Origin of the sequence: Micromonospora sp. RHAY321, assembly GCF_023896955.1 — a bacterium.
Lineage (GTDB): Bacteria > Actinomycetota > Actinomycetes > Mycobacteriales > Micromonosporaceae > Micromonospora.
In genome coordinates this window covers 114,795-127,414 of record NZ_JAMHIW010000011.1, presented here as the reverse complement: position 1 = coordinate 127,414, position 12,620 = coordinate 114,795, and the positions used below count along the sequence as shown (strand labels likewise).

The window sequence follows — 12,620 nt, the reverse complement described above, 5'->3', positions numbered from 1 at the left end:
ATAGGCTCGCGGCATGACGGTGGCGGTGCGAGTGATCCCCTGTCTGGACGTCGATGCCGGGCGGGTGGTCAAGGGGGTCAACTTCCTCGACCTCCGCGACGCCGGCGACCCGGTGGAGCTGGCCGCCGCCTACGACCGGGCGGGCGCGGACGAGCTGACCTTCCTCGATGTCACCGCGTCCTCCAGCGACCGGGGCACGATGCTCGACGTGGTGCGCCGCACCGCCGAGTCGGTGTTCATCCCGTTGACCGTCGGCGGCGGCGTCCGGCAGGTCGCGGACGTGGACACCCTGCTGCGCGCCGGCGCGGACAAGGTCGGCGTGAACACCGCCGCCATCGCCCGCCCGGAGCTGATCGCCGAGATCGCCGACCGGTTCGGCCGGCAGGTGCTGGTGCTCTCCCTCGACGTTCGCCGCGCCCCGACCGGCAGCACGCCCAGCGGCTTCGAGGTGACCACGCACGGCGGTCGGCGCGGCACCGGGATCGACGCGGTGCAGTGGGCGCGACGGAGTGCCGAGCTGGGCGCGGGGGAGATCCTGCTCAACTCGATGGACGCCGACGGCACCAAGGCGGGCTTCGACCTGGAGCTGATCGCCGCGGTGCGGGCGGTGGTGGACGTGCCCGTGGTGGCCAGCGGAGGCGCGGGCGAGGTGGCGCACTTCCCGCCGGCGATCGGTGCCGGCGCGGACGCCGTGCTCGCCGCCAGCGTCTTCCACTTCGGTGAGCTGACCGTGACCGAGGTCAAGGACGCGCTGCGCCGCGGCGGCCATCCGGTGCGCTGAGCCCGGTCAGTGCCCGCCGGGGTGACCCTCCGGCGAACGCCGGGGCGTGGGGATCGAGCGGACCACGTACTCCTGGACGGCGGCGGCATGGTCGGCCTCGTCCAGGCTCCAGTCGGCGCGGCCCGGCGCGTGTCGGCGGCTCAGGACGCCCTGCACGGTGTCCACCATGGTCGCCACCCCGGCGCGTGGCCGGCTGCGCCAGAGCTGCTCCCCGTCAGCGGTGATCCGGAACCACCCGTCGGTGACGCTGACGAGCCCGGCGCCGACCAGCCGCTGGACGGCGGCCTCCACCTCGTGGCGCTGCGGGATCGCCTGATTCAGGTGGTCGGCGGTCGAGAGCACGTCGGTCAGGCGTACGCCCTCCGGCCGGCGGCTGGTCGCCGACCGGCGGTGTCGCCCCGCCCCGCTCGCGATCACCAGCGACACGAAGATCCAGGCGTCCGTCCAGCGCCAACCGTTCTCCCCCATGCAGAGATGATGACGGCGAGCGTCGAGGAAGGGAACACCCACCCACCAACCTGCCCGCAGCAGCACCACGGCGTACGGGTGCGCGAACGGTCGGTGAGGGTTCAGCCGGTCGGGGTGACCGGTGCGACGGGCCCCGGAACGGGCGCGGTGTCGCCCGGTTCGGGCACCGCGAACAGCGGGATGAAGAACTGCGCCAGCGGGCCGATGGCCAGCGCGTACGCGACGGTGCCCAGGCCGACCGTGCCGCCGAGCAGCCAGCCGAGTGCCAGCACGGTGACCTCGATGGCCGTGCGCACCAGCCGGATCGACCAGCCCGGCCGGCGGGCCACGAAGCCGGTCATCAGCCCGTCGCGCGGGCCGGGGCCCAGCCGGGCACCGAGGTACATGGCGGTGGCGGCACCGTTGGCGACGATCCCGGTGATCAGCAGCGCGATCCGTACGCCGAGCGGGTTGCTGGACGGCAGCAGGGCCAGGGTGGCGTCCACCACGAGGCCGATGACCACGACGTTGCTGACCGTGCCGAGGCCGGGCCGTTGCCGCAGCGGGATCCAGAGCAGAAGCACCAGCGCGCCGACCCCGATGGTGACCGTGCCGAAGGAGAGCTCGGTCAGCTCGGACAACCCCTGGTGGAACACGTCCCACGGGTCGAGGCCCAGGCCGGAGCGGATCATCAGGGCCATGCTGACCCCGTAGAAGACCAGCCCGACGTAGAGCTGGGTCAGCCGTCGTACCGGCCGGTGCCGCAGATTGCCAATCAGTGCCATGCATGCCACCCTAGGTGCCAATCCTCCCGGAGGAAGAAGCCAATATCCGAGGAGTGGTCGTGACGGGTGAGGTGCGCGGCGTCCAATTGGCCCGTCTGCTCGGGCAGTGGCACGCCCTGCCCGGCCGTCGGCGCAGCCCCGACTACGCCGCCCTCGCCGGCACGGTTCGCGGGTTGCTCGCCGACGGCCGACTGCCGCTGGGCGTCCGCCTGCCGGCCGAGCGGGAGCTGGCCGAGGCCCTGCGGATCAGCCGGACCACGGTGACCGCCGCGTACCGGCAGCTGCGCGAGACCGGGCACCTGGCCAGCCGTCGGGGCGCCGGCAGCTGGACCATGCTGCCCGGCAACCACCGGGTGGCCAGCACCGGCCTGTGGACCCCGCTCGACGACCGGGAGATGATCGACCTCGGCGTCGCCGCCCTGGCAGCCCCGCCGCAACTGCTGGCCGCCGCCCGGGCCGCCGCCGAGGACCTGCCCCGCTACCTGGGCGGGGCCGGCTACCACCCGACCGGCATCATCGAGCTGCGCGAGGCGGTGGCCGACGGGTACACCGCCCGGGGTCTGCCCACCTCGGCCGACCAGATCATGGTCACCAGTGGCACCCAGCACGCACTGGACCTGGTGCTACGGCTCGCCCTGGTCCCCGGCGGCAGCGTGCTGGTCGAGTCACCGACCTACCCCAACGCGCTGGCCGCGCTGGCCGGCCGACGGGCCCGGATCACCACCCACGGCCTGGCCGCCGACGCCGGCGGCTGGGACTCCGACCTGCTGCTGGGCAGCCTCCGGCAGACCCGGCCCAAGCTGGCCTACCTGATACCGGAGTTCCAGAACCCGACCGGTCACCTGATGCCGGCCTCGCTGCGCGAGCGGGTGGTGGCCGCCGCCCACGCCGCCGGCACCGACCTGATCGTCGACGAGTCCTTCGTGGACCTGCCCCTGGACGGCACCGAGCTGCCCCCGCCGACCGCCACCTTCGACCGGCACTCCCGGGTGATCAGCATCGGCGGGATGAGCAAGCCGTACTGGGGTGGCCTGCGGATCGGCTGGGTGCGCGCCTCCGCGCCGCAGGTCCAGCGGCTGGCCGCCGTCCGGGTCGGTGTGGACATGGCTAGCCCGGTGCTGGACCAACTGGTCGCGGTGCACCTGCTGGCCGACGCGCCGGCCATCGTCGCGGACCGCCGCCTCCAGCTCGCCGCACAGCGCGACGCGCTGCTCGGCGCCCTGGAGCACCGGCTGCCGGACTGGCGGGTCACCGTGCCGCGCGGGGGCGTGACGCTCTGGGCCGAGCTGGACGGCCCGGTCTCCAGCGCGCTGGCCCGAGCCGCCGAGGAGGTCGGCGTCCGGCTGGCGCCCGGCCCCCGATTCGGTCTCGACGGCACCCTGGAACGCTTCCTGCGGCTTCCGTTCACCCTGCCCGCGACCGACCTGGTGGAGGCCGTCGGGCGGATCGCCGCGGTCCGTTACGACCTGGACCGCACCGGCCGGCAGCGGTGGCGCGAGCCCGCCGTCATCGCCTGAACCTGGCCGCGCCTGCCTGCGGTGCCGACTGAGACGCCGGTGGCCCCGCACCCGACCGGATGCGGGGCCACCGGGGCTCGGCTCAGAGCTCGGCGAGGGTGCCCGCGTACATCCGGTCGATCTCGGCGGCGAAGTTGCTCTCCACACCGCGTCGCTTGATCTTCAGCGACGGGGTGATCTCGCCGTGCTCGATGGTCAGGTCGCGCGGCAGGATCGCCACCTTCTTGATCGTCTCCCAGCGGTTGAGCTTGGCGTTGAGCTGGGCGACGTACTCCTCGACCATCGCCTGGGCCTCCGGCGAGGCGACGATGTCGGTGTAGTCGCGGCCCTCCAGCGGGCCGCCGGCGACCCAGCCCCGGATCGCGTCCGGGTCCAGGGTGACCAGCATCGTGCAGAAGTTGCGGGCCTGCCCGATGACGATCGCCTGCGAGGTGTACGGGCAGATCGCCTTGAACATCCCCTCGATGTGCGAGGGCGCGATGTACTTGCCGCCCGAGGTCTTGACCAGGTCCTTCTTCCGGTCGGTGATCCGCAGGTAGCCCTGCTCGTCGAGGCTGCCGATGTCGCCGGTGCGGAAGAAGCCGTCCTCGGTGAACGCGGCGGCGGTCTCCTCCGGCAGGTTGTGGTAGCCGCGCATCACCGGCCGGCCACGGACCAGGATCTCCCCGTCGGAGTCGATCCGGCACTCCAGGTCGCCCATCGCCTTGCCGACCGTGCCGATCCGCAGCCCGGAGGGCGGGTTGACGAAGTTGCCGGCGCTGGTCTCGGTGAGGCCGTAGCCCTCGGAGATCGGCAGGTTGGCGGCGGCGAAGAAGGTGGCGATCTCGGGGCTGAGTGGAGCGGCACCGGAGACCAGCACCCGCATCCGGCCGCCGAGGCGGGCCTGGAGCTTGCTGAACACCAGCTTCTCGGCCACCCCGTAGCGCAGCTTCAGCCCGGCGGGCACCGGCTTGCCGGCCTGCTCCAGGGCCACCTTCTCCTTGCCGACCCGGACGCCCCAGGCGAAGATCTTCGCCTTCGCACCGCCGGCGCCCTGCGCGGTGGTAACGGCCTTGTTGTAGACCTTCTCGAACACCCGGGGGGCGCCACACATCAACGTCGGCCGGATCACCGAGAGCAGGTCGACGAGCTTCTCCACCCGCCCGTCGACGTAGGTGGGCAGGCCGACGTGGATGGCACCGCAGAGCAGCGTCTTGCCGAACGAGTGGGACAGCGGCAGCCACAGGTACTGCAGGTCGTCGTCGCGCAGCAGCCCGACCTCGGCCTGCGCCACGGCCTCCCAGCACCAGCCGCCGTGCAGCAGCTCGACGCCCTTGGGCCGACCGGTGGTGCCGGAGGTGTAGATCAGGGTGGCCAGGTGCTCCGGGCCGATGCCGGCCACCAGCATGTCGATCAGATCCGGCTCGGCGGCCAGCGCTCGGGTGCCCCGCTCCTCCAGGTCGGCGAGGGTGAGCTGGGGGACCGCGGCGGCCTCGTCGGCGACGCCGTCGAGGAGCACCACGTGGGTCAACGCGGGCAGGTCGGCGCCGGCGATCTTGGCTGCCTGGGCCGGGTTCTCCGCGAACAGCACCCGGGAGCCGGAGTCGGCGATGATGTAGGTCGCGTCCGCCGGTTCGGTGGTCGGGTAGACCGTGGTGGTGGCCCCGCCGGCGCACATGATGCCGAGGTCGGCGATCACCCACTCCAGCCGGGTGTTGGCGAGGATCGCGACCGGATCCTCCTGGCCGACGCCCAGGCCGTGCAGGCCGGCGGCGACGGCCTTGGCGCGCTGGCCGACCTGGTCCCAGGTCAGCCAGACGGGACCCGAGTCGTCCGGGTTCGGTGAGGCGAAGGCGTGCCGGTCGGGGGTGGCCGCCACGCGCTTGAGGAACATGTCCGGGATGGAGCGGTACGGGACATCGAGAGCCATCGCTGTAGCCGCCTTCGGGGGTGGTGGCGTGACGATCGTCACGTCATAGTGGTTACCGAAGAGTATTGCCTGCCACCGGGCATCGGCTAGCCCCGGTGATCGTCCGGCCCACCCGTCCCACCAACCGGTACGACCGGATCAGGCGTACCGGGCGGCCACCAGTGACCAGTCGTAGGTTGCCCGGACCCAGTTGCGCCGGGCGGCGAGTGCCGGGCGCAGCCCGTCGTCCCCGCCGGCCAGCAGCGCCTGCTCCGCGGCCAGATACTCCGCCAACCCCCGGTTGAAGCGGTCGGCCGCCGCCTGCAGGGCGTCCGACTCGTCCGTGCCGCTCTCCTGGGCGATCACCGTCACCAGGTTGTGCGCGTCCGGGTCGGCCCGGCTCTCCTTGCCGTACGAGAAGAGGTCGTTGCACCAGCAGACCAGGTCGACCGCCAGCAGATCCAGGGCGACCATCGCCGGGTCGGCACGCCGGGCTGGCCCGGGCGGCTCCTCGGACGCCAGGTCGGTCAGGGTGAGGCAGGGGTGTACGCCGCCGATGTGCCGACGCAGTTGGACGTACTCCGCCACCTCGGGCACCCGCCGGCGCTCCCGGTTGGTCGCCTCCCAGAGCAGCGCCAGCAGGTACTCACGCAGCTGGCTGACGAAGCGCAGCAGCAGCGCCGGGCTTCCCTGCGCCCGGGCGCGGCGGCACAGGTCGTGCAGCGCGTCACCCAGCGGCCCCGCGGCCGGCGGGATGACGTCCGGGTCGCCGCACCGGTCCAGCACGTCGAGCAGAGTGCTGATCGCCGGTGCCAGTCGACCCGGATCGGCGCCGAGGCCGTCCTCGTCGCAGGCGTCATCCATGACGAAGAGCCAGGAGATCAGGTCGGTGAGCAGTCGTAACCCGTCCACCGGCCCGTCCGGGCAGGCGCGGCCGGCCAGGCCGGCGGCATCCGCCCTCTCCAGCCGGTGAACCCTGTGTCCGGTATCGACCAGCCCGAACACGCGCGCCCACTCGACGCTCTCGCTCGCCACCCGATCCGTGGCCTCATGGCGCCCCGCCGCGAAGGGAGGCTCCTCCAGCGCCGAGATTGCGAAACTCCGCATGGTCCGCCCCCACTCGTGCCGCCCCGGCGCGGAACGGCGCGGTGAAGCGTACGGGAGCAGAGATCGGTCCGGATCGCTGGGTGTGGCGCATTCCACAGAGGGTCAGTGACCGATTAAGCACAGACAGTTACATGCCCAGGCTGGCGTTGCGCAGCCGCTGCGCTGCCGACGCCGGACCGTCCAACTGGACGCGCGCCACCCGTTGCCGGCCGGAGAGGAACAGCACCAGCTCGCCCGGCGCGCCGACCACCCGCAGCGGCTCGCCGCCACGGCCGACGGAGATCTTGCCGTAGCCGGGGGCCTGCACATAGAGATCCGCCGGGAAGCGACGCAGCGCCAGCCGGGCCAGCGGGGCGGCCCGCTTCCAGAGCGCGGCCTGCAGGCCGGGCGGCAACTCGCGCGGCAGCCAGCCCGAGCCGGCCCGCCGCACGTCCTCGTGGTGGATGAAGAACTCCATCGTGTTGGCCAGCTCGTCGGTCACCGGATTGCTGACCGGGCTCCACACCGGCGGCCGGCGCACCTGTGCCACCAGCTCGGGGTACGGCCGCGCGGCCAGCCGGAGACGGACCCGCTCGGCGTACCCGCGCAGCGGCGCCACCAGGAGCCCGCCCGCCGCGTCCGGGCGACGTTCCCGCAGTACCAGGTGCGCGGCGAGGTCACGGGTCGCCCAGCCCTCGTTGATCGTCGGGGCGTCCGGCCCGGAGGCCAGGAGGAGATCGGCCAGCGCCTCGCGCTCGGCTCGGGCGTACCGCGGCATGGCCCGATGGTAGGCCGGGTCGTCCCCCGGCGCGCGGCAGTGGATGTCACGTCGCCATAGCGGTCCGCGCCGTCGGCCGGTACGTGACGGTCGACATATCCGGTCCGGGTCGGCGGGGGTGGTCGGGACCGGTAAGGATGAGGGAGATAATTGCGGCTTACGGCGGGGGAGAGCGTGGCGAGCAAGACAAGTCGGGATGTGCTCGGCCGGGGGCTGGGGGTCCTCCGGCAGGCGATCCGGGAGCAGCCGCGGATCTTCACGGTGGCGGTGGTCGGCAGCGTGCTGTTCGGCTCGATGGTCATCGTCAGCGCGTACGTGGTCGGCGGGGTCGTCGGCGACGTGGTGGTGCCGGCCATCGCCCGCGGGGAGGTGGCCACCGGAACCCTGGCGCTGGCCGCGGTCGCGCTGTTCGGGATCAGCGTGCTGCGGGTGGTGGGGATCTTCGGCCGCCGGCTCGGCGCCGGCTACATGCAGTACCGCCTGCAGGCCGCCTACCGCCGCCGGGTCACCCGCCGCTACCTGGACCTGCCGCTGTCCTGGCACCACCGCAACGCCACCGGCACGCTGCTGTCCAACGCCAACTCCGACGTCGAGGCGGCCTGGTACCCGATCGCGCCGCTGCCGTTCGCCGTCGGCACGCTGGTCATGCTGGTCGGCGCGATCGTCTCGCTCTTCGCCACCGACTGGGCGCTGGCCCTGGTCGGCCTCGCCGTCTTTCCCGCGCTGTTCGCGCTCAACGTGGTCTACTCCCGCCGGATGGCGCCCCGCCAGGCGAGGGCGCAGCGCCTGCGTGCCGAGGTCAGCGAGATCGCCCACGAGAGCTTCGACGGCGCGCTGGTGGTCAAGACGATGGGCCGCGAGGCGCAGGAGACCGCCCGCTTCTCCGGCCGCGCCGGTGAGCTGCGCGACGCGCTGATCTCGGTCGGCCGGCTGCGCGGCGTCTTCGACCCGCTGCTGGAGACGCTGCCCAGCCTCGGGACCCTCGCCGTGCTGGTGGTCGGGGCGTTCCGGCTGCGGCAGGGCGCGATCACCGTCACCGAACTGGTCAGCGTGGCCTTCCTCTTCACCGTCCTGGCCTTCCCGGTGCGGGCCATCGGCTGGGTGCTGGCCGAGCTGCCGCGCAGCGTCGCCGGCTGGGACCGGGTCCGCCGGGTCCTCGACGCCACCGGCGAGATGCCGTACGGGCGGCGGGTGCTCGACCCGGCCACCCCGGGGCCGGCCACCCTCACCTTCACCGACGTGCACTTCTCCTACCCGCCCGCCGAGGCGCACCAGCCCGGCGCGCAGGTGCTCGGCGAGGTCGGCTTCACGGTTCCCGCCGGGCGGACGGTGGCCCTGGTCGGGCCGACCGGCGCGGGCAAGTCCACCATCGCCTCCCTGGCGGTGCGCCTGGTCGACCCGGACGCCGGCCGCGTCGAGCTGGACGGGGTGGACGTACGCGAGCTGACCGCCGCGTCGCTGGCCGGCACCGTGGCCCTGGTCGCCCAGGTGCCGTTCGTCTTCGACGACACCGTCCGGGCCAACATCTCCCTCGACCGGCCGGGCATCGACGACGAGGACGTCTGGGCGGCGCTGCGGCTGGCCGAGGCGGACGGGTTCGTCGCCGCGCTGCCCGACGGGCTGGACACCATGGTCGGCGAGCGGGGCACCTCGCTCTCCGGCGGGCAGCGGCAGCGGCTCACCCTGGCGCGCGCGCTGGCCGGCCGGCCGCGCCTGCTGGTCCTCGACGACGCGACCAGCGCGGTGGACCCGCGGGTGGAGGCGGCCATCCTGGCGGGGCTGCGCTCGTCGGCGTCCCAGCCGGGGGTGCCGGCCGCGTCGATCCTGGTGGTGGCGTACCGAAGGGCCACGATCGCGTTGGCCGACGAGGTCATCTACGTGGAGCAGGGGCGGGTGGTGGCGCGGGGTACGCACAGCGAGCTGCTGGCCACCGTGCCCGGCTACGCCGACCTGGTCACCGCCTACGAGCAGGCGGAGGTCGACCGCGCGCAGGAACAGCCGTACGAGGACGAGGTCGCCCCACTGCCGTCGGGCCTGGAGATCGAGGTGGACCGGTGAGCGCGGTGACGAAGACGGATGAGCAGGAGTCGCGGACGGAGACGACCTGGCAGACGCTGCGTCGGGGTCTGGCGCTCTCGCCGGAGCTGCGGATCGGCCTGGCCGGCACGCTGGGTCTGGCGCTGGTCTACATGGTCGGCCGGGTGGCCGTGCCGGTCGCCGTGCAGCAGGGCATCGACCGCGGCATCGTCGGTGGCCTGAACCTCGACGTGGTCTGGTCGGTCGTGGTGATCACCGCGGCGATCCTCGCGGTCACCACGCTCTGCGGCTACCTGATGATGCGCCGGTTGTTCACGGTCAGCGAGACGGCGCTGGCGAACGTGCGGACCCGGGCGTTCCGGCACGTGCACGACCTGTCGATGCTGCACCAGCAGTCGGAGCGTCGTGGCTCGCTGGTGTCCCGCGTGACCAGCGACGTCGACCAGATCACCCAGTTCCTCCAGTGGGGCGGGGTGATCCTGCTCGTCAACCTCGGCCAGTTGGTGGTCACCACGGCCGTGATGCTCGCGTACTCCTGGCAGTTGACCCTGGTGGTGCTGGCGGCGTTCCTGCCGGCGGTGTTCATCATCCGGCAGCTGCAACGCCGCCTCGGCGCGGCGTACGCGACGGTGCGTCAGCGCACCGGCACGCTGCTCGGCGCGATCGGCGAGAGTGTGGTGGGTGCCCCGGTGATCCGGGCGTACGGCATCGCGGGCCGCACCGCCCGGCGGCTGGACGACGCCATCGACAGCCAGCGCGTGGCGCAGCAGCGGGCGATCCGGATCAGCATCGTGGGCAGCTCGGTGGGTGAGCTGGCCGCGGGCGTGGCGCTGGCCGGTGTGGTGGTGCTGGGGGTGACGCTGGGGGTGGACGGCACCCTGTCGATCGGCCAGCTGACCGCGTTCCTCTTCCTGGTGACGCTCTTCATCCAGCCGGTGCAGATCGCCACCGAGGTGCTCAACGAGGCGCAGAACGCGATCGCGGGCTGGCGTCGGGTGCTGGACGTGCTGGACGTCGCCCCGGACGTGGCGGACCCGGGGGAGCAGGGTCGGGAGCTGCCGGGCGGGCCGTTGGACATCCGGTTCTCCGGGGTGCGGTTCGCCTATCCGGGTGGGCCGCCGGTGCTGCAGGACATCGACCTGGAGATCCCGGCGAAGAGTCGGGTGGCGGTGGTCGGCGAGACCGGCAGCGGCAAGACCACCTTCGCGAAGCTGTTGACCCGGCTGATGGATCCGTCGGCGGGTGCGGTGCTGCTGTCCGGGGTGCCGCTGTCGGAGGTCCGGTTCGACTCGCTGCGCTCGCGGGTGGTGATGGTGCCGCAGGACGGGTTCCTGTTCGACGCGACGGTGGGGGACAACGTCCGGTTCGCCCGGCCGGAGCTGACCGACGAGCAGCTCACCGCCGCCTTCACCGAGCTGGGTCTGGCGGACTGGCTGGACGGCCTGCCGGCCGGCCTGGACACGCCGGTCGGCGAGCGCGGGGAGGCGCTGAGCGTGGGGGAGCGGCAGTTGGTGGCGCTGGCCCGTGCGTACGTGGCCGATCCGGACCTGCTGGTGTTGGACGAGGCGACCAGTGCGGTCGACCCGGCGACCGAGGTGCGGTTGCAGCGCACCCTGGACGCGGTGACCCGGGGTCGGACGACCCTGGCGATCGCGCACCGGCTCTCCACCGCCCAGGCCGCGGACGAGGTGATCGTGGTGGACAAGGGTCGGATCGTGCAGCGCGGCCCGCACGACGAGCTGGTCCGCGACCCCGATTCGATCTACGGGCTGCTGTACGCCTCCTGGCTGGAGCAGACCCGGTAACGAACCGGTGTTCACCAGCGTCGGAACGGGTGGACGCCGCCGGCCGGGTGCTCTACGCTCCGGGTTAGGTAAGCCTAACCTCTGAAGGAGGTCGCATCATGCGGCCCAGCCCCGCCGAGATCGTTCGCACCCTCGTCGCCGGCCGGCTGCCCGGTCTCGTCCATCTGGCCCACCGGCCGGGCCCGCACCACGCCCGGCACGTGACCGATCCGGACGGCCGGGTGCTGCTGCTCGTGCCGGTGGCCAGCCACCTGGCCGCCGCGCTGCGCCCGGTCCCCGGTGGTGCCGACGTCGCGGTGGTGCTCGACGTACTCGACCTGCCGCCCGCGGCCGGCGCCCCGGGTCTGGGTCGGGCCTGGGTCTCCGGCTGGGCCGCCGAGCTGCGGGGCGCCGAGGCCCGCAGCGCGGCGGTCGACTTCGCCGCGGTGGACCCGACCGGCGACCTGCTCGACCTGGGCGTCCGCTTCCGGCTGTTCCGCTTCGAGGTGGTCGAGGTCCGCTGGGAGCACGCCGGCGCCGTGCGGCGCATCGGCCCCGGGGAGTACGCCGAGGCAGAGCCGGACCCGGTGCACCCGGTCGAGGCGCGGCTGCTGGCCGACCTCGCCGAGCGTGACGCCGCCCAGGTGACCGAGTATCTGCGCCGGCAGCTCGGGCTGACCGAGCAGACGCCCGACGGCCCGCCCCGGGTGGTCCGCATCGACCGCTACGGGCTGGTGGTCGTCCTCGGCCGTCCCGGCTCGCGCCGTCGGGTCCGGCTGGCCTTCCCGTGCCCCGTGGCCGATCCCGACGAGCTGAGCGGACTGCTGCCGGCGCTGCGCCGGCCGGCTGGTGCCCGTCCGCCCCGCTGACCGCCGGCAAGCCCGCCCCACCGGCTGCCGCCTGGATCGGCCCCGCCCTAGGTCGGCAGCGGCCCGGTCAGGTACCGCTGCACGGTCGGGCCGATGGCCACGACCAGTGTCTCCGGGTCGGCCGACGCCACCGGCTCCAACCGGATCACGTGCCGCATCATGGCCAACCCGATCAGCTGGGTGGCGACCAGTGAACCGCGCAGCGGCAGCTCGGCCAGGTCGACGTCGAGCTGGTCGAGCACCCGGCGCAGCACCTGCGTGGTGATGAACTCGCGCAGCAGCCGGGCCGTCCACTCGTTGCTCACGGCCGAGCGCATCAGCGCGATCCCGGCGGTGCCGGCCGGAGAGTCCCAGATGCCGAGGAAGGTGCGGACCAGCCGCTCACCGATGCCGTCCTGACCGCCCGCGAGCACCTTGGGCACCACCTCTCCCGGGTCGACCGGGAAGTTCATCGCGGCCAGGAAGAGTTGGTCCTTGCTGCCGAAGTAGTGGTGCACCAGCGCCGGATCCACGCCGGCGGTGCCGGCGATGGCGCGGATCGAGGCGGCGTCGAAGCCACGCTCCGCGAACGCCGCGCGCGCCGCGTCGAGGATCGCCTCCCGGGTGTCCGGGTTGCCGGGTCGCCGGCCGGTCCGCCGCGCCATCGCC

At 73.3% G+C, this 12,620-nt stretch carries 11 protein-coding genes; 5 read left to right on the top strand and 6 right to left on the bottom strand.

The window, feature by feature from the left end; translation table 11 throughout:
* Positions 1-13: 13 nt before the first annotated feature.
* Positions 14-781, top strand: coding sequence for an imidazole glycerol phosphate synthase subunit HisF (hisF, locus tag M8C17_RS22105; RefSeq protein WP_252418438.1), 768 nt, complete (start codon positions 14-16; stop codon positions 779-781).
* A gap of 6 nt (positions 782-787) precedes the next feature.
* On the opposite strand, the gene M8C17_RS22100 is transcribed toward hisF, so the two are convergent.
* Both M8C17_RS22100 and M8C17_RS22095 read right to left on the bottom strand, forming a co-directional pair.
* On the bottom strand, positions 788-1,249 hold the full coding sequence (locus tag M8C17_RS22100; protein WP_252418437.1) for a hypothetical protein: 462 nt from the start codon (positions 1,247-1,249) through the stop codon (positions 788-790).
* Between the two features lie 101 nt (positions 1,250-1,350).
* A complete protein-coding gene (locus M8C17_RS22095; protein ID WP_252418436.1) occupies positions 1,351-2,013 on the bottom strand; it encodes a YitT family protein in 663 nt (220 codons plus the stop codon).
* 59 nt (positions 2,014-2,072) lie between these two features.
* Here M8C17_RS22095 and M8C17_RS22090 point away from each other — a divergent pair, with 59 nt between their 5' ends.
* Positions 2,073-3,530 (top strand): PLP-dependent aminotransferase family protein, encoded by a 1,458-nt coding sequence (locus tag M8C17_RS22090; protein ID WP_252418435.1) that lies wholly within the window; start codon positions 2,073-2,075, stop codon positions 3,528-3,530.
* Between the two features lie 82 nt (positions 3,531-3,612).
* On the opposite strand, the gene M8C17_RS22085 is transcribed toward M8C17_RS22090, so the two are convergent.
* The 3 genes from M8C17_RS22085 to M8C17_RS22075 form a co-directional block, all read right to left on the bottom strand.
* Positions 3,613-5,439, bottom strand: a complete 1,827-nt coding sequence (locus tag M8C17_RS22085; protein WP_252418434.1) for a long-chain fatty acid--CoA ligase — start codon at positions 5,437-5,439, stop codon at positions 3,613-3,615.
* A 138-nt stretch (positions 5,440-5,577) separates the two neighbouring features.
* Positions 5,578-6,525 (bottom strand): terpene synthase, encoded by a 948-nt coding sequence (locus M8C17_RS22080; protein WP_252418433.1) that lies wholly within the window; start codon positions 6,523-6,525, stop codon positions 5,578-5,580.
* A 127-nt stretch (positions 6,526-6,652) separates the two neighbouring features.
* Positions 6,653-7,282, bottom strand: coding sequence for a TIGR03085 family metal-binding protein (locus M8C17_RS22075; RefSeq protein WP_252418432.1), 630 nt, complete (start codon positions 7,280-7,282; stop codon positions 6,653-6,655).
* 174 nt (positions 7,283-7,456) lie between these two features.
* Between M8C17_RS22075 and M8C17_RS22070 the strand changes: the two genes are divergently transcribed.
* The 3 genes from M8C17_RS22070 (at position 7,457) to M8C17_RS22060 (ending at position 11,972) form a co-directional block, all read left to right on the top strand.
* Positions 7,457-9,340, top strand: coding sequence for an ABC transporter ATP-binding protein (locus M8C17_RS22070; protein WP_252418431.1), 1,884 nt, complete (start codon positions 7,457-7,459; stop codon positions 9,338-9,340).
* A gap of 5 nt (positions 9,341-9,345) precedes the next feature.
* Positions 9,346-11,124, top strand: coding sequence for an ABC transporter ATP-binding protein (locus tag M8C17_RS22065; RefSeq protein WP_252418489.1), 1,779 nt, complete (start codon positions 9,346-9,348; stop codon positions 11,122-11,124).
* A 98-nt stretch (positions 11,125-11,222) separates the two neighbouring features.
* Complete coding sequence (locus M8C17_RS22060) at positions 11,223-11,972, top strand: DUF2470 domain-containing protein (RefSeq protein ID WP_252418430.1); 750 nt, start codon at positions 11,223-11,225, stop codon at positions 11,970-11,972.
* 47 nt (positions 11,973-12,019) lie between these two features.
* Here the strand turns inward: M8C17_RS22060 and M8C17_RS22055 are convergent, their stop codons facing one another.
* Complete coding sequence (locus tag M8C17_RS22055) at positions 12,020-12,616, bottom strand: TetR family transcriptional regulator (RefSeq protein ID WP_252418429.1); 597 nt, start codon at positions 12,614-12,616, stop codon at positions 12,020-12,022.
* Between the last annotated feature and the right edge of the window lie 4 nt (positions 12,617-12,620).